At 33.2% G+C, this 18,170-nt stretch carries 17 protein-coding genes; 5 read left to right on the top strand and 12 right to left on the bottom strand.

The window, feature by feature from the left end:
• Positions 1-11 precede the first annotated feature (11 nt).
• On the bottom strand, positions 12-1,475 hold the full coding sequence (locus C8N37_RS16685; protein WP_146171096.1) for a hypothetical protein: 1,464 nt from the start codon (positions 1,473-1,475) through the stop codon (positions 12-14).
• A 721-nt stretch (positions 1,476-2,196) separates the two neighbouring features.
• Between C8N37_RS16685 and C8N37_RS16680 the strand changes: the two genes are divergently transcribed.
• Positions 2,197-2,457, top strand: a complete 261-nt coding sequence (locus tag C8N37_RS16680; protein WP_108159973.1) for a MerR family transcriptional regulator — start codon at positions 2,197-2,199, stop codon at positions 2,455-2,457.
• A gap of 383 nt (positions 2,458-2,840) precedes the next feature.
• Here C8N37_RS16680 and C8N37_RS16670 read toward each other — a convergent pair whose 3' ends face one another.
• The 7 genes from C8N37_RS16670 to C8N37_RS16645 all read right to left on the bottom strand — a co-directional run bounded on the left by C8N37_RS16670 (position 2,841) and on the right by C8N37_RS16645 (position 10,726).
• A complete protein-coding gene (locus tag C8N37_RS16670) occupies positions 2,841-4,139 on the bottom strand; it encodes a hypothetical protein (RefSeq protein WP_108159971.1) in 1,299 nt (432 codons plus the stop codon).
• A gap of 85 nt (positions 4,140-4,224) precedes the next feature.
• On the bottom strand, positions 4,225-6,969 hold the full coding sequence (locus C8N37_RS16665) for a TrlF family AAA-like ATPase (protein WP_108159970.1): 2,745 nt from the start codon (positions 6,967-6,969) through the stop codon (positions 4,225-4,227).
• A 489-nt stretch (positions 6,970-7,458) separates the two neighbouring features.
• On the bottom strand, positions 7,459-7,623 hold the full coding sequence (locus tag C8N37_RS22855; protein WP_153195765.1) for a hypothetical protein: 165 nt from the start codon (positions 7,621-7,623) through the stop codon (positions 7,459-7,461).
• 161 nt (positions 7,624-7,784) lie between these two features.
• The gene (locus tag C8N37_RS16660) at positions 7,785-8,261 is read right to left on the bottom strand and encodes a glycosyl-4,4'-diaponeurosporenoate acyltransferase CrtO family protein (protein WP_108159969.1); all 477 of its coding nucleotides are present in this window, start codon (positions 8,259-8,261) and stop codon (positions 7,785-7,787) included.
• Positions 8,262-8,670: 409 nt separating this feature from the next.
• Positions 8,671-8,877 (bottom strand): hypothetical protein, encoded by a 207-nt coding sequence (locus C8N37_RS16655; RefSeq protein ID WP_108159968.1) that lies wholly within the window; start codon positions 8,875-8,877, stop codon positions 8,671-8,673.
• 229 nt (positions 8,878-9,106) lie between these two features.
• On the bottom strand, positions 9,107-9,934 hold the full coding sequence (locus C8N37_RS16650) for a hypothetical protein (RefSeq protein ID WP_108159967.1): 828 nt from the start codon (positions 9,932-9,934) through the stop codon (positions 9,107-9,109).
• Positions 9,935-10,009: 75 nt separating this feature from the next.
• Entirely contained in the window at positions 10,010-10,726 is a 717-nt protein-coding gene (locus tag C8N37_RS16645; protein WP_146171095.1) for a hypothetical protein, read from the bottom strand.
• A gap of 625 nt (positions 10,727-11,351) precedes the next feature.
• On the opposite strand from C8N37_RS16645, the gene C8N37_RS16640 reads away from it, so the two are divergent.
• Entirely contained in the window at positions 11,352-11,732 is a 381-nt protein-coding gene (locus tag C8N37_RS16640; protein ID WP_108159965.1) for a hypothetical protein, read from the top strand.
• Between the two features lie 123 nt (positions 11,733-11,855).
• On the opposite strand, the gene C8N37_RS16635 is transcribed toward C8N37_RS16640, so the two are convergent.
• Together C8N37_RS16635 and C8N37_RS16630 are read right to left on the bottom strand one after the other, a co-directional pair.
• The gene (locus C8N37_RS16635; RefSeq protein ID WP_170114550.1) at positions 11,856-12,596 is read right to left on the bottom strand and encodes a toxin-antitoxin system YwqK family antitoxin; all 741 of its coding nucleotides are present in this window, start codon (positions 12,594-12,596) and stop codon (positions 11,856-11,858) included.
• A 281-nt stretch (positions 12,597-12,877) separates the two neighbouring features.
• Positions 12,878-13,240, bottom strand: coding sequence for a winged helix-turn-helix transcriptional regulator (locus tag C8N37_RS16630; protein WP_108159963.1), 363 nt, complete (start codon positions 13,238-13,240; stop codon positions 12,878-12,880).
• Between the two features lie 96 nt (positions 13,241-13,336).
• Between C8N37_RS16630 and C8N37_RS16625 the strand changes: the two genes are divergently transcribed.
• The 3 genes from C8N37_RS16625 (at position 13,337) to C8N37_RS23115 (ending at position 15,663) form a co-directional block, all read left to right on the top strand.
• Complete coding sequence (locus C8N37_RS16625) at positions 13,337-13,867, top strand: NAD(P)H-dependent oxidoreductase (RefSeq protein WP_108159962.1); 531 nt, start codon at positions 13,337-13,339, stop codon at positions 13,865-13,867.
• A gap of 61 nt (positions 13,868-13,928) precedes the next feature.
• Positions 13,929-14,942: a Rossmann-fold NAD(P)-binding domain-containing protein gene (locus C8N37_RS16620; RefSeq protein WP_108159961.1), complete on the top strand. Its 1,014-nt coding sequence runs from the start codon at positions 13,929-13,931 to the stop codon at positions 14,940-14,942.
• A gap of 142 nt (positions 14,943-15,084) precedes the next feature.
• Positions 15,085-15,663 (top strand): nuclear transport factor 2 family protein, encoded by a 579-nt coding sequence (locus C8N37_RS23115; protein WP_244914452.1) that lies wholly within the window; start codon positions 15,085-15,087, stop codon positions 15,661-15,663.
• A 206-nt stretch (positions 15,664-15,869) separates the two neighbouring features.
• On the opposite strand, the gene C8N37_RS16610 is transcribed toward C8N37_RS23115, so the two are convergent.
• Together C8N37_RS16610 and C8N37_RS16605 are read right to left on the bottom strand one after the other, a co-directional pair.
• Positions 15,870-16,802 carry a hypothetical protein gene (locus C8N37_RS16610; RefSeq protein ID WP_146171094.1) on the bottom strand — a complete coding sequence of 311 codons (933 nt, stop codon included), beginning with the start codon at positions 16,800-16,802 and terminating at the stop codon, positions 15,870-15,872.
• 4 nt (positions 16,803-16,806) lie between these two features.
• Positions 16,807-18,081 (bottom strand): hypothetical protein, encoded by a 1,275-nt coding sequence (locus C8N37_RS16605; protein ID WP_108159959.1) that lies wholly within the window; start codon positions 18,079-18,081, stop codon positions 16,807-16,809.
• Positions 18,082-18,170: the final 89 nt, after the last annotated feature.

The raw sequence follows: 18,170 nt of genomic DNA, 5'->3' as shown, positions 1-18,170 counted from the left end.
TTATAAGCATTTTATTCGCAGTAATTTCGAGTTAGTATACAAAAGTCAACCCAGCTATTTTTCAGCCAAGTATTTGCTGAAGATTGTAGAGCGCCCCTATACTGAGGGTGGTCAAAGAAACCTCCAAGCACACTATACTCCGGATCTTCAAGATCAGTTGTTGCAGCGTCTATGTATAAATTAGGAAAATTAGAACACTTATCCCCACACATACTATTTTTATAATATCCAGTTGATAATAAACTAAATTGATTGCCAGCTTGTTGACAGGCAACACCTGCAGTACCTTCAATCCAGTTCTGCATTGTTCCACTGGCGTTGAATCGGCAACCGTCCGTACCTGCCCAGGTTAGAGGAGCAATTTGTGCGAAATACGGATTAGCAGTGATATCATGTGAAGAATTGTAAGAGTAAATTAATTGATCAGTTCCAATTTTAGTTTTTGAAACAATATTGGCATCAGCAAGGAATAAACCATATTGACTAAAACCTTCAATAACAGAGTTGTAAATTCTTGCGCTTCCGTTCAGACCGATTGTCACTCCACGATTAAAGTCAGCATCGCTTCCACTAGAGTAAGTACCACCAAGTAAAGTCAAATTTGAAACTACAGGGTAGGTATATGGTGCGTTGTCTGCTCCTCTAAGGTTATTTGTAATATACATGCTCGTTGAATTAGGAACCGTAGTAGAAACGTTATCCTTAAACCCAAATAAGCTTTGCATATTACCTCGATATCCCTGGCTAACTGCAAAATCCCATCGATGAGATTTGAAGGCGAAAATCTCTTTAACACCTGCACTACCGCCCCATAGTGTTAAACCATCATTTAATGAATTTGTAATTTGAATGTTTCTAATGGTCATACCACTACCAACACTAGCCAACGAAAGCGCACTTTTGCTCAGTTCATCGCCAGTGCTTGAAGGTTTACCAGCAAAATGAACTTGAACATATTGAAAACTTCCGGCACTGCTACTTAGAGAAGTACCACCAGCAGTATAACTATTACCCTCAATACTAAAAGCTAAAGCATTGCTTTGGTTGTTAGGAGCATTACCCATAATATATACACCTAACCAATCTCCGGCAGCTCTTGACCCCGGGGACTTATCCGATGTAAAAACAATAGGATTTGTTGCCGTTCCCACCGCGTTTATCTGCGCAGTACGGTCAATCACCAGCGCAGAAGATACAGAAGATTTACCCAATATCAATGTACCAGGCTGAATAGTCAAAGTAGCATTTTTCACATCAACAACACCATCTAAAACATAAGTCTTACCAGTAAGCAGGGTGGTATTGCTATTGATAGTTCCTGAAAGTACAATTGGAGTACAATCCACTACAATATTCATTAAACCAGATTCTTCCCCAATCCGATCATGGCTCAATTGGTTGTCGTTTAAGTTTTTTTGACAACCCATCGTTGCAATCCACATGGTGATCGCAACAAAAAAATAATTTCTTTTCATATGCATATTATTAGAATTAAAATTTGGATTAGTTCAGTCCAAGAGACTGCAATCAATTTCCGTGTTAAGGTGGACACCGTTTAAAGGGTAACAGATGATTACACATTTTCAAGTCTATTTAGGTTTCGTCATATGTGGAGGATCGGCAGCAAAAAACTCATTTGAGCATTATAATACGGTTCGGCATGGTTATACCAAATTTAGCCTTTAAACCCCCGAGAATGGCTATATAGAAGCCTTTAAAAAGCTGAATCAGTAAAATTCAATGCTGAATAACTAAAATTCCAAGCTGAATCCCACAATTTAAAAACTGAGTCATAGAATCTTCTTGTTGCTTTAATCTACTGTTATGATTTTATGATTATGGAATTGAATTATATCCTGATAAATTCAAAATTTTAGACTCTTTACCAGCATTTAAACCAACCCCATTCCATTTGTTTGAAATTTAAAATGGATAGCTAAATCACAAATTTTACAATTCCTATATTTTTCGATTATCCAGAAATATTTCACAAGCACCCTGGATAATTACTACCACTAACTGCCAAACAGAACCACATTTCTGCCTTGATATAGCTCCCATGCTTTATTTGTTGACGATTGAAATACTCAAATAAAATGGAGGGTAATTCGGATAAGATAAAATTCAAAGGGAAGAATGAAACCCTATGAATTTTTTCAATGACAAATCGAAAATGGAAAAAATAAGTAATTAGATATGATAGTAAATATTGTGACAAAAGAGGACCTGGAAGAGTTTCGGATCAAATTGCTTAATGAGATCAAACAAGTCTTAAACCTACAAGAAGAAAAGAGTTATCCGAAATCAATTAAGTCAAAAGAAGTACTTCAGATTTTACAAATCTCCCCAGGGAAGCTACAGAGCTTGAGGATTACTGGAGCACTAACTTATAAAAAGGTAGGGGGCAATTATTATTACAACTATAATGAAGTAAAACAACTATTACCAAAAGATTAAAGGGAGGACAGAAATGTGGAATGACGAAATAATCAGAAAGGCGACTGCAGATCAACGATTAACTGTATCTCATATGGCATTATTTTTTGCCATTGTTTTGCTAAGCCGTAGGGGAAATGGATACAGGACAATTCAAACATCAAGAAAAGTATTGATGAATAAATCCCATATCGGAAGCCTTCCAACCTATCATAAATGTATTAAGGATTTGCAGAAGCTTAATTATGTTGAATATTATCCATCCTATCATCCAAAATTAGGAAGTAGAATAAAAGTCAGAAATAACAACTCCAAAAATGAGATTTCCGTACAATTATAAAGAGCGTGTAATGGCACGCTCTTTTGTTTATATCAATGCTTTTAAAATCTTTTAATTTAGCGAACTATTTATTAACAAGTTCCCAATACAAAGAACTAAAATGTTTTATAATACGTGGAAGCTTGTTTTTAACAATAAATTCAAAAAGCTCTTTTTGTTTAGGTAGCATTGTTTTTTCTCTTATTAAATCCATAACTTTTAAGAATCTCACCGCAGGACTACCATTTGTCAATTCTCGAATTACATCTATATCTGTGCTAAGAATTGAGAATAATGCCCTAATTCCCGTTTGAGATAAATTTGTTATCATTAGAGTATTGTATTCTTGAGCAGCATTGGCAAGTCCATATCTATTGCCTATAAATGACAATAATATAGCTTTTACATATGTATATATAGCTGATACAGGAACATTACTACCAAGGGATGCTAAGTCTCTTGCATAACCTGGTTCATAATGGAAATTATCCCATCCATTATGTGCGTCTATTAAAAATAAAGCATGCTTTTTGAATATTATCTCTTTAAAGCTTTCAGGTATGAACTCTACACCTTTTACTACCTTTAAAAACTCCAATGCCTCATTGGCCGCATCTTTCCCCTTTACATCTCGAAGAGAGGAGAATTTGGCTGCAATATTGCTTTTGACCTCGTCAGATACTATTTCCCATAAAAACGGTGCTAAAAGTTTGATATTATGTTTTAAATTTGGATCACAATCGTGCTTAATAAAGCTAGAAAAGAGATTGTGTAAAATCGGTCCGTACACTTTTGAAGACTGACCTTGGATTATTGCTTCTATCTCATCGACGCTATCAAGCTTTTCTACCATTAAGCTCTCTACAAGATCTTTGATCTGTAACCCTGGTGCAGGTAAATCGAATGTAAGTACATATTTGATGCAGTTCTTTATGAAATTAAAAGTTTCAAATTTATCAATTTCACCCATTGGTAGATGAGCGGTAGAAAAATTATTTCTTATTTCCCTGCACTGTTGTAAAAAAAAGTGTGCCTCTGAAGGAATGATTCCTAAAGCGAATGCACCAGAAATTAATTGATAATCTTTTACCTCTCTTAAATCTTCAAGTGTTTTTAATGGTTTACCATCCCAATTAATGGCACTGGAAAAATAATCAACTCCATATACAATAATTTTTTTATGGAGATCATACATAGCTAAGTTCCATATATAATTGATCGCGGCGTCATTGAGCCCTGATTCGATAGCAGTTTTCGCTTTGTTGATGCTTCTGTCATCTCGACATTCCGGTCTTATAGCTAGTTTTACAGTCTCCCAACCTTCTACTAGATTATCAACTTTTTCTAAATTTCCAAACCGTTCAGGTAAAATTAGTTGTTGCATTATTATTTATTTAAATAGTTAATTGCCATTTTGTAAGTAATGAGATATTTCTTTTGCAAATTCTTACTATCATTTCATTATATATTTAGAACCCGTATTTTTCTTCTCGTTTCTTAAATGCTTCTTTACCACCTTCCACGATTTCCGCAATATGCTCTCGAATCCCCATGCTTTTAAGTAAATCTTTTTCAAAGTCTTTTTTTGCAAAAGTATTTTCTAATGAACCGTTTATATAATCAAACTTGTAAGGGCTAGAGGTTTCTGAATCATTTTGTCCTTTTTGATTTGCAATGATTATATTTTCAGCATCTGCATTTACAACAATATTAGGATTGTGTGTAACCAATATTATCTGACGTTCAAGTTTTTTATTTCGCAAATATTCTACTAAATCAGTCGTTATTGAACGATTATCCAAATTATCTTCAGGTTGGTCAATAAGAATAGGGGCTTTCGATCTACTTAGCCCAACGATTAACATTAATATTACAAAACTTGCCTTCCCTGTGGACATTTTCCCCAACTTGTCATCTTTAAATTCGATTTCCCAGTAGTCAAAAAAATAATCATCCAAAAGCTTTTCAATTGCATGTTTTCGATCGGCTTTACTATTTAAGGCATATGTTTCAGCTACAATAATACTTTCAAACATCAATTTTATTGATTCAAGAATAGATTCAAGATTGTAATCTGAAAGTGCATTTCTGTTCTCATTGCATATTTCATACTGTTTATAAGAAGCCGTACGCCCATCACTAATACTAAAGATATTTTGTTGAAATTTTCTAAAATTAAACTTGGCAATTCCTGTTATCTTTAATCCATCACTTTCAAGATTAGATGTACGACTTTTTTGATCCTCAATTAGATTTAAATACAAATCATAATTTGATCTATACAATTCAAATAAGCTTTGTTTTGTATTTTCTAATGCTATTTGGTTATCCCTAATTTCTTTACTTAGCTGTTCAATTGCATTAAGAGATGAATTGTCTTCGCTAATAGATTTTGAAATAGTTTCTATTTGCTTTTTCACTTCTTCATTCTCCAAAAAGGGCTTAAGCTGTTCTTGGATTTCATTCTCCTTTCTTCCAATCTCAGACACTAACGTTTTAAGTGAACTTTCATTTCTCAAACGAGTAATGCCATCTTCACCTTTTGTAGTTTCAAAAATGGAGATAAACTTTTCCAATTCGTCAATAGAATTTTTAATATTGTTGCTATTAATTGAAAAAAGTTCTTTAAGTTCTGGATGCTCGAGAGAATTAGAAACTAGTATTTCTTTGTTTTTTAGGCTACTAAGAATATCTCTCATTTCTGAATTAAATTCTGTTATTTTCTTAAAATCATTAATGAATTTTACTCTATTTTGCTTATTATTCTCCTGTTCAAACTGTAGCTTATTAAAATGATCAATTTGAGATTGATTCAAACCTACACTTTCATTTAGCTCTTGAAGGCGTAAGGTATTGGAACGGATATTTGTTTCCAATATTTCTTTTTTTGATTTAGATTGGAGCTGAATTTTTAAAGAATCAATATGATCTTTTATGGTGAAATATTCAATTATTATATTCTCTCTATGCCGATCATTTGCTTTTAAAGCAGAAATAAATTTTTCATATCTCTTCTGCGATTCTGGTTCTTCATTTATGAGCTCCCTAACAATCTTATTCAGTTCCGCACCTTTTTTATTTAAACTTGGTTCAGCAAGTTTTACAAGGTAATTTTGTGGAATATATTTTATTTCAGGTATAATACTGTTCTCATTTTCATCTCTATATAGAGATTGAGAAAACCCTCCTTTAGTTTTAATTTCAAAATTAAAAGTCGGGTCTTCACTTTTGAAATCGTATTTATCCAAAATACCTTCCTTTTCAAAAAAACCATTGTCAGAAACGAGTGTTTTTGCTATATTATAAAGTAAAATTGATTTACCTGAAGATTTTCCACCTATTATTACATTTAAGTTCTTATTCAGATAGATAGTTTCTGTTGTAAATTTATTATCAGCAGACACGAATCTTACTGAGTCGATAATTAGTTTATCTTCTTTAAAGTCAGGTTCATCTTTTTGAATTTTAACCCTATGTTCAGGTTCGAAAATAATCTGCTTTAATCCCTCAAAAGTAGTATCTGCCTTGATCCACAAATTCTGTTTGACGATATACTCAGATACCTTATGATTATCAGTGCAAATAATCATAGGGATATGCTTAGAAATTTTCTTTTTTAAATAGGGAATAACCTTGTCTTTATATCCAGGACAGTCAGACTCTTTTCCCATTTCAAAAATATCGATGGCGATAGCTATATCTTCTTTTTGAGCTACCCCATGAGGTAGTGCATGTGTAATATTCTCAATACCATTCGTTTTATTGCCTGCATGAATTGTAACAATCCCACCATGCTCTTTTATTAGATTGATGGTTTGCATAAGATGACAATAAACTTGGTTATGAGATTTTCCTTCTCCCTCTATTCTCTTTATATCTGTATTACTTTCTATTTGTTTCCATATATAGGGAAGCTTATCTGTTGAATCAAAAATTCCTATGAAATGTATTGGCTCATCTCCTCTCGCATCAGAAAGAAATTCAATTCCTGGCAAAATAGTTAAGTTTTGTGCCTCTCCTAAAACTTTAAGATCTCTAAATCGATCTAAATCGATAACATGATGATCAGTAATTGCAACAACTGAAATATTATTTTTTACCAATTCATCAATTATTTGTTGATTGGTGATATTTTTATCTTTATAATCATATGAAGAAGGAGTGTGAAAATGTAAATCCCATTTTCTCCATTCCGAACCGCGATTTATATTCATAATTTATAATTAATATATATATGGTTGATGTCGTGACATTATCGAATCACTTTTTGTAAAAATACTTTTTTAAAACAAAGTTTCATAATTAAAATATATCGATAAAGAACTCTTAAATGAAAATTTATAAAATTAGTGCTCACAAGAAGAATTAGTAATTTAATCCATTCAATTATTCATAAACGCAATTGTTGAGCAGTTAGCCTGGAAATCCAATGGAATATTATATTTAAACTTAAAACGAAAATTATTTTTATTATTTTTGTAATAATCATTTCGGATGGTTGCTCTTTGATTCAAGATAAATTCTAAAATTTAGAAAGTAAACGAATTAGTGATATTCAATAAAAAATTGAAAATCCATATTCGTGGCACTAATAAAAAAGTAACTTAAAAATTGCTTTTTAGCGGCATTAGAGCAGGTAGTTCGAATCCCTCCTCTTCCGCCAAGACAAAATAAAGCCCGACTATCAAGTCGGGTTTTGTTGTTTATATACGTCGGTAAACGTAAGTTTTAAAGATAATGAAATCCAATTCAATGGGCTCAGAAATATTATTAAGTGTTTCTTGATCCAAATCAACTCCTTTTAATGAGTATTCAAAAAATTTTTCTCTTAAAAATTCAGCTCTTTTTTCTGAAACTTTATATTTCATACGGTTTTTGGAAAGATTGCAGTTAACGGGTTGGGGCTTTGCGTTCGCGCGGGAAATCGAAGCACAAAAGCTGATATTATTACTAAGGTTTAATTGAAAAACTATTGTTGAATTTTGCACTTCAGCCCGCCTGACGCAAAACTCTTGTTACCTGCAGTTTTCTATTCAGTTGATTTTAAGAATCTTATAATTAATTTATCTAGTCGCCTTTTATTTTGTTGTTGCAATAAAGTTGGACATAAGTTCATTAAAATATTAACCAAAAAGATTACAAATGCAAAAATGTATTCTTGTTTATAAATTTTTAGAATTACAAAAATTATGACGAAAAGAAAAGCAAATAAATGGTCAATTTCTGCTTTAGACATTTGATTTCTAATATTATTTAACTCTGCAAGTTTCATTTTTCGGTCAATTTTTAGACTTGGATTTAGATATTTGAAAAAAGTATTTTTAACAATCCATTTTACCAATCCAACTCCAATTAAATTATTTAATAAGTCACTTTTTAGAAAGTTCAGCTTTGATAAAGTTTTTTTATAAAAATCTGTTTTTCTTATCAGAGCGGTCAAAATCATTCCAACAATGAAAGAAATGAAAACTATTGAAATGCTAAAACTCAAGTATTTTAATATCATTTTTGATTATTTAAATTTCTTGTGTTAACGTCATTTTGGTTAAAATTGCTGGTAACGCACAAATATCCGAAAGTTTTACAAAACACACAAATTTAATATCTATCAATCTGTCAGTGACTTATAGCTTTATAGATATTAAAAGTGCGAAGTCTTATGGATACTCAAAACACGAAGCCTGAATTTAATCTTTCTCTTTTTAAAATTATTTTAGGAACACATCGGGGCAAAAAAGTAATCTGGTTAAGATTTGATTATAATAAATCTTTAATCAAAATGTTGCAACAGCGCACCAAGGCACATTAGTCGACTTCACAAAAAGCGTGGTATGTGGTTGATAATGTGCACAACAGAAATCTCTGCGGTATCCAGCCCAACATAGTAGGGAAAGATGCAGATATTAGTATCAATTCTATAAATCCAGGTTCCAACTGATGCTTCCTACCTGAACTTTGGCAATTTCTGAAAAACAGCCACAAATGTTTCCCTGAGAAAGATCTTTTGCCGCATCATGATCATTCACATAGCCCATACAAAGACGAAATATTCTTTTCCAGTACTCGTGGTATATCTCTTCGAAATTTAAAACCTGTATTGCTGCTTTTAGAATTAAGAGCATAAGAAACAGAAAATGTTACACATTTAAATAAAAAAAGCGTTTGGAACTTCATACGCTTTGATTTTATTACAAGTATATATTAATTGGGGGTGGTTAGCTGACTGCACATGCCGTTCTGAGTTTCCAAAGTTTTCTTTGATATGAAGTACTAAAGGTTTAAGGTTGCAAAAAAAGATCAGAGAAGCATTTCAGGTACTATACTTTTAATCCGACGTTGTCAGTACTTTTTTTACTTCATATATTTTCCAAAATATGTATTCAGAGCTTCTTCATTATATTTGTCTTCCCCACGCCAGTATTCAACAAAATTCCAATCGTGTTTTCCTCTACTCGGTCTGTCATAGGACGCTGGTTTAAGAATGTCAATGCAAGCTAAAATTTCAATTAATATTTTTCGCTCGTCTTTCGTTGATTTCAAAGCAGTAGATAAGTTTTTTTCTAATGTACTTGGATAATCGTTGGATTGAGAATTTTTGATAATCGATAAGATATTTTTAAAAATCTCCACATCTTCCATCGAAGGTTCCGGGATTTCTGCTATTTGTAGTTGTTGAAGGTCGAACAAAGTGTAAATAAGTTTTCCGTGTCTAATTCCGCCCCATTTTATTCTTTCAAAATTCAATACATTTAAGTCTTCATTGGTATAATCCTTGTCGCCTATAATGCCATATTTTAAATCTCTGCAAATTCCACAAGTATAACTCTCGTGTGTTACTTCTCCATCTTCTCCAAAACTCTGTCCACTTACTGCTTTTTTATATTGATGAGGAACCAATTGTTTCGCTATAAAATAGGAAGCCAAACTGGAACGCCAATCTAAACGCCTATTAGAAAGACTACTTAAAAATGCTGTTGCAACTTTGTCGATTGAAATTGTTGGAAGTATCTCAAAAATTTTGTCCAAACATTGGTCGTGAGAAATGGTCAGAGGTTCAAACATCAATCCTTTTGATTTTGCATACTCAAAGTCAGCACCATTTATTTGTATTGCATTATCATCAATCCAACCATTTTTCCAATACGTTTTGAACAATATGTTTTTGGCTTTTTTGTCCATAGATTTCTTTAAATTTTGTTTTGTTTTTGTATTGTCTTTTAAAGTGGCTCAAAACCTTGTTAGCTGTAGGTATTTTTAGTAGTAAACTATTTTTCTTGTCGATATTTCCGAAATTTCATTATCGACATATGCAATTTTTTCTATTAAACTTCCTTTGCTATCATATTTATAATTGTATTTTCCTTTCATTATTTTGTCATCAGGATAGTAGTAGACAATCATTTCTGTTAAATTTGATTTCTCATCATAAGAAAACTTCTTTTTACAGTACCAATAAAATTTGTTGCCTTCCGCTTTATTAATAATGAAAGTTATCTCTTCGGATAAAAGATTGTTTATGTATTTGAATTCTGTTTTCTCATTATTTATTTTCTCAAAATCTTCAATTTTATTTCCATTTAAATCATATTTGTAATAGTTTTCGAATGAAATTTTCCCATTATTGTATTTTGTCCTTTTTATTAACCTTTTTTGTGCATCAAATACCTCTTTTACTTCCCATCCTTTAAAATCATTTTCATTAGCTTTTGTCCAGGGTTTTTTACTTTCCACATTTCCGTTTTCGTCATAATCAATAGTTTCAATGGGTTCTCCTTCTTTATTGAAAGTAGTTTTACTCTCATATTTTCTTTCGCCCATTGTTGTAAAAATTTTTTTAGTGGTTGTAATTTCTTTTACATTTCCTTTCACATCAAAAAAATCTTGAATTTCTGAATTTACTTTTAGCTCTTGTGCATAATTACAAGAATGCAAAAGGAGGGCAAGTAGTACTAAAATTATATTATTTTTCATGGTCGTCATCGGTTCTATAGTTACAGCTAACATTAATTTAATTTTCTCTCCTGTTTGAATTCGCCTTCTAAACTATGAACAATGTCTCCTTTTTGACACCTATGGTCTGATAAATATCCATTTGAATATTTCACCAACCGTATTCTAAGTCCTTCAAATCGAATGGTCTGCCAAAATGCTATTCTTTATTTCCTGGGTATTCAATTTTATCAATTGATAACCAGCCTATTGACTGAAATGGTATGTTGCTCATTTTATTTAAATTTTTAATAGAAGTACAAGAGCTGCCACATTGCCAAACCGCTGTTGCGTCGTTGCGCTATTCATTTCAAATTTAGAAATTTCTCTGATTTAAAACCTTTCCGCATGCTTGTTAATGTCGAAATAATTTGTTCCGTTTTCAATTCCAACCTGGGTTTCAAACCATGCTAGATATAAGCCGATCTGATAAAGGTAATCCTGACTATTCATTATAAATACATTTAACAAATAAAAATAATTAAAAATTGTTGTACTTAAAATTAATATTGTGAGGTAGCGGATTGATCACCTCACTTCAAATTCAAATAATTCTCTGCAACTCCGCATTTACAATCCCCTAATCTCATTTCTAATCGCAGTGTAATTGCTTTGGACCATAACGTGGTCGATCTTTCTAATTATTGGGATCGGTTTAAAATCTGGCCATATCAGGATAAAGGAAATCAGTATCCCCGGTTATGATATTCAGGTTTTACTAAAGCATGAAAATTTAGGTGGTTTAGATCTACAAAAGATTCAGGCAATCGCAAATGGCTTAAAACTGGGAAAAACGGTAGACATACAATTGGATAATCTTAAGATTCAAATTGAAGCTGATCCAATGGGTAAATCTTTAAAGTTCTTCAGGGATGGGAAAAAGATTCTTGCATCGGACTTAAAAGGACCACAATCAGGGACAATCAAGAAAATGGCATTTCCTGCTCCTGCGTTTAAAGTAAAAAATAAGAAAAGGCAAAAGCTCTAATGCAATGAGTGAAATTAAACTATTGAAACAATTCTATAATAGGATTCAAACTTAAGTAATTAATGAACCTTTTTTAGTTCCGATTTTTATGTCATTCTTTCCCTTTTTTGATGTCTTACGCTCCTAATTGTCCTTGATACCAATTTCTTTACCGTCGACATAATTTTCAGTTCTTATCAGATTACCTTCTTCATTATAGAATTTCCATTCTCCAGTATATTTATGATATTTATTATATATTTCTAAATGTTCCAATTTCCCATTTTCATAATAATATTTCCACTCACCAGATTTCGCTCCTCTTTTATATTGACCAATACTTTCTAATTGTCCATTTTCAAAATACTCCTTCCATTCACCTGTTTTAAACCCTTCTTCATCAAATTGAAAATTTGCTCTTGTTTTTCCATCTTTGTGATATAATCGCCATTCGCCTACATCACTCCCATTTTTCTTTTCTCCAACACTCGATAATTGTCCATTTTCAAAATATATTTTCCAATGACCTGTTTTCTCACCATTTTCATAATTCCCAACTTCCGCCAGTTGACCATTCTCGTGATATTCTTTCCATTCGCCTATCATTTTTTCATTTTCATTGAATGATATGCTACCCCTTAATTTTCCATTTTCCCAATACCACTTTCTTTCTCCGATTTTCTTTCCGTTTTTATATTTGCCAACACTTGACAACTTTCCATTGCTAAAATATACTTTTGCATCTCCAGTTACTTGCCCTCTATCATCAACATAATACTCTTCCTTAATTTCGCCGTTCTTAAAATAGGCTTTAACTTCCTTTCCCTGTCCACTGCAAGACGTGAAAAATAATAAAGTGGCAAATAGTAAAATTTGTTTTTTCATTTGTATGTCCATATTTACAATTTGTGCAGAATGTTAGGTTAGCATAGCACACAATTTGCTTAGTTGTTTCATTAAAATACACAAAATATCCCAAGCTTCTATTGATTACCATTCACGTCGCTTTTGAAATCTCGTACCATACCTTTGCTGCTTGATAGAAAGGAATAATTATTTCAATCGCACCAAACCAAATGAGGTACCTGGTATAATGCTCCTGAATTTAAATCATTAGATTTTCAAAAGAAATAGAAAAACTAACGATTTCATACAGGAATGTTAGGTTATTTACTTGTCAATTTCTTATGGCTTTCGCCCCAAGCTTCTAACTCTTTAATAACAGACTTCAACGCGTATCCAATTTCTGTCATTTCATATTCTACTCGTGGCGGAACTTCAGCATAAACAGTCCGGCTAATTATTTTATTCTCTTCGAGCTTACGCAGTTGCAAAGTCAACATCCGTTCAGTAATACCAGGTAGTTTCTTCTTTAGCTCCCCAAATCGAAGTTTACCACTTAATAACCATGAACATATGACCAATGTCCATTGACCGCCAATAATATTTGAGGCGTATGCCTCCGGACATTCATCGCTCAGAGCAGCCTTATTAGAGAAGTTGGTTGAGGTTTGTTTGATTTCACTCATTACTTACATTATTTATAGTACCTAACAATTAGCTGGCAATATACAAAACTTCATGTGGAACCCTAACTTTGTCTTCAACAAATGAATAATTGAAATATGAAAACTTTAATAATTGTGGTCCATCCTCATATAACTAAGTCGGTGATAAATAAAAGATGGGCTGAGGAACTGCTTAAATATCCTGAAAAATATACCGTACACCATTTACAAGAAAGTTATCAAGAGGGAAATATCGATGTTTTGGCCAAACAGCGCCTAGTGGAACAGTATGATAAAATTGTTTTCCAATTTCCTTTTTACTGGTTTAACTGCCCCGCTCTTTTAAAACAGTGGTTTGATGACGTGTTGACTCATGGATGGGCATATGGCAGTCAAAGCGGATATCGGATGCAAGGGAAGAAAATAGCCTTGGCAATATCTCTGGGCTTAGATGAAAACGATTTGAATGGGACAGGAAAATACAAGTACACCTTACAGGAACTCACACGACCTTTTGAGCTGACTTTTCAATATGTCAAAGTTAATTACCAAGTGCCATTTGCTTTTTATGGGATAGAGCACAACATATCGAAAAGCCATCTAGCGCTTGGTGTCAAATCATATTTGGAGTTTCTAGATAAATTTTGACAGACCACACGCTTAAACTGAATTGCTAAATGTAAAAAGTATATAATTTAAAAATTTCAAGATGGAATCACAGAAAAAACGAGTATTAATTGTAGGCGGTTACGGTATGGTTGGAAGTCACATAGCACGACTAATCAGACAAGTTGATCATCACATCGAACTTATTCTAGCGGGAAGAAATCCGCAAAATGGAATATCTTTAGCGAAGGAATTAAATCATGCAGAAACAGCTTACATCAACCTTGAAGAAAGCTTCGATTTAAGTCACTTTCAAAAAATTGATCTGATTATATCAGCAGTGGATGATCATAGTAATATACTAAGAGAGACTGCTATCTTAAATGGCATTGCGTGTATTGCCGTCAGCGAATTAGCTGATCAAATTTCTCCCACAGCATTTCTAGGCCTGCACAAAACGATCATTGCGCCAGTTGTATACGCTGGTCATTGGCAAGCAGGAATATTAACCCTTGTGGTTAAACAACTAGCGAATAAATTCCGCGATATAAAAACGATCGAACTTGCCGGGTTATTTGATCCAAAGGATAGTGTTGGACCGCTAGTTGCAAACGAAGTCAGTGATTTTGTTGGTAATGCTCTGATCCGCAAGGAGGGGAATTGGCTATCATTACAAGCAAAGGAAAACCCGAGAACTATTGATTTGTACAATCATTCCTCAGTAATAGGTTATCCACTTAGCACACTGGATGTACCGAGCATTGCCGCTTTTACGAATGCGAAAAATATTCGGTTCGACTTTATCACAGGGGAGTCAATAGGGAGTAATAAAGGCTTGCACGCTTCACATGATTTATACATGACGATTGAAGGTACCCTACTTTCCGGCGAAAAAAGAAAACTCAGCACGATCGTATCGGGCCCGAGAGGAAATTCTCATCTAACAGCTGTTGGCGTATACTTGATTGCAGAAAAAATATTAGGACTTAATGGACAGCCGGAACATAAGATTGGAGGTTTATATCTTCCAGAAACTATTGTCCCAATTCATAATATCAGTAACCGCTTAAAAGGCTTCGGAATCGAAATGATGGAGGAAACCTCGGAAAGTTTATAATACTTAATCCGGATATTATCAACATTATTAAACTAAGCCCTATAGTAGATTAGGAATAACATGCCTTATTAATAGGCATATAAAAGTGATAATGAATATCAAGATTAGAACTAATGAATTGGCGTATAAATAAAATATTAACGTGAAAAAACTGACATTAACCATATCCATCTTACTAGTAGTCGGCATTACTGCACAAGCGATGAGATATCTTCCTAATCAAAACACATTCCTGACAGTTACAAATGCTCAAAATACGAATAACTGTAATGAAAATCATGGAGAAAGCTTGGAAATGGAATTATCTGACAGCAGTTTAGATACAAGCATTAATGAATCAATTCACATCAAAAAAGAAACAAAAATGAAAAATGCAACGATATTACATCAAGCAAATGAATTTGTTAAAAAGGGAAATTACGAGGATTTTCTAGCTTATTGTACACCAGATACAAAATGGTTTTTTGTAGGAGAACGTATCCTCGAGGGTAAAGATAAAGTACGAGACTATATGAAAGAATTTTATGTGGAACCGCCTGTATTTACCGTCGAAACGACCATTGAAGAAGGTAGCATGGTAACCGTGACAGGTGAAATCACCTTGAAGGCGCCAAATGGCATTTATCACCACTATGATTATTGCGATATATGGCGCTTCGAAAATGGAAAAATTGCAGAATTGAAAGCTTTTGTCATAGAAAAGGAAAATCTTGACAAATGAATCAGTGAATAAAAATGAAACTAGATATTGATCCTAATATGGGAACTTTTGCTTAAGATTATGAAGGAATTATAAATCTATTCAAAGCTGCATACTGAAACTAAAAATAGTACATGACTTCGAGATTTCGCAAGAAGATATCGGTCTCAAAATAATCACCCCTTACAAAAATCCATTGGTAATTTTTGTAAAGGGTGATTATTTTCCTATTTATAATTATCTGCAATCATTACTTTTTCTTCCTTTATATTCTGCATAAAGTCAGCGTATCCAATCGGTAACTTCTTTCTGTGGAAGTAAAAATAGAAGTCAAAGGAACCGCCGATAATGCCTTGACCTGGCAGGTATACAAAACGGTCAATACCCCGGTCAATTTCAAATTCATGCCTATGCTCATGCCAATTTGTATATGTCCAGAATTGATAAGCCAGTTCGTCATTACGCAATTTTATAACTTTAGATAAGTATTCTCTTCTATCCCGTAGAAAATCGAACCCCCCACTAGAATAAGAATATGGTGATTCTCCGATTGAATAGGGTGGAAATATAGAACCGCGGTATCTTTTCTTAAAAATTTGCTCCATCTCAATGATTGTGATCGGTTCCTGCTCAGTATTTATAGTTCCAAAAACATTTTGAAAAACAGATGGCCTGTTTCGGACAGCAAAAAATTGTAGTAGACAATGCTTGGATGCAAAGTATTTATTGTCTATTTTTTTTATAACCTGATATTCATCAAAATATTTGTTTTTTGCTCTATATTGTTGCTCATAATCCGAAAAAGTATTTAGTGACAGTAGCCTTATTAGATTCGAATGTGTGATTATATTACTTTTAATACTATCCATTTTAATTTCAATCCAATCGCTTTTACCTGATAAATCAGGCAGCACTGAAAAAAGCACTATATCGAGATCCATATCAACATACTGTTTCATGCTTCTTTTTATGGTTTCTGATCCAGGAAAGGTCAGAGAAAAAAGTTCTACGTTCTTTTTGACACCATATAATTTTTCAGTCGATAATTTATAATGATTGATGGTATAGTCCTCTGCCTGATCCGGTATAATAAAGTATTTGACCTGTGCGGACGAATTGACCGTAATCAATAACAGCGGCAATAAAAACCAACATTTCATTTTCCTAGTTACATTTTGTACCCTCATTTCCATTTCTATGTCTTAAGTTCAAATCAATTTCTGCTTGTGTCATATTCGATACTATACCGGCTTTTGCCAATGCTAACGCATCAGCGTTACTCATTGAAGGATTAAATGATTTTATTGCATCAGCTAAATCCTTTAAAGAGGTTGCCATAGTTGAATGCTCAATTACATATCTATTTTCAACTAGAACATCTGTAGCAGACCATCCTGGATATAAAATTCCAAATTGAGATCCTTTACCTTCTTCCTCAAGTCTTACTTTCTCATTATGTAAATAGCCATGCAGAGCTTCATGAAAAAATGTAGCCGCAATATATTCCTGAGAGGCCTTAGAAAGCATTTGGCCATTTAAACTTATCGTTTGAGCTTTTCCTGATGGGTTATTATAGTTCCAAAAGCCATCAACTTCAGGTTTTATATTAGTACTAACTCTGAATGTTAAGCTATTATTTGCATTATTTTTAAATACACTGTTCAACCAGGTCGAAATCTTATTTTCTAAGTTAGGCAATTTTGCTAAGACTGCCTGTGCACAAGGATATCCTTCTAAAGCATCAATAATTTCATGGTCAGGATTAGTCGTTGACTCACCTTCAGCGCCATCTCCTCCGCTACTACCTCCGGCACCACCATGTTCCATCGGATCGACAGTTTCGTAATCAATTGGTCCTCCACCATGGTTAGGATTGTCACCGGGCGGAGGATCACAGCTGATCACATTCACTTCACCATTGACAATTCCATAAGTGCATTTTCGGTCCGTTGACGAAGCTTTTAAGCCGTTCGAATGCTGGACAAGCTTACCTTCTACGTAATATGCTTTCCATTGATCACCGGATAAAATTGATTTCGAAATAATCGCACCGGTATATCCTAATTTAGTGTTTTCCGGAACAAACGTCAGCAAAGTATACGACCATGCATCTTTTACTTTAATAGCTTTAATCCAAACCATGTTATTGATGGAAATATGACGTGAATCGGTTGATAATAAAGCTACCTTATCTAAAACATTTACTTTCACGTAAACAGTATCATCAGAGATTATTTTGTTCTGTTCCCAGTTAATGGATGTCTTAAAACTTTGAAACAGAAAATTGGAGTCCTTTTGATGATAACCTGTTTGTTTCTCAAAATCAGCGTGCAAAGCTTCAATAGGATTTGACGAGCTATTCTCAGGGAGGATACTGTTCTCATTTTTACAACTTACAAAAACAAGTATCAGCAAACAAAATAGTAAATTTATTTTCATGTATTATTCAATTATTGATTTATCATATTTAGGGACGATAGCATACGTTTAATTTAAAAACCAACATGATGGTAAAATGTCACTAGAAA

The sequence above is a fragment of the Sphingobacterium faecium genome (genome assembly GCF_003054045.1).
GTDB lineage: Bacteria > Bacteroidota > Bacteroidia > Sphingobacteriales > Sphingobacteriaceae > Sphingobacterium > Sphingobacterium faecium.
The sequence above is the reverse complement of the archived record's forward strand: the minus strand, read 5'-3'. Positions and strand labels throughout refer to the sequence as shown.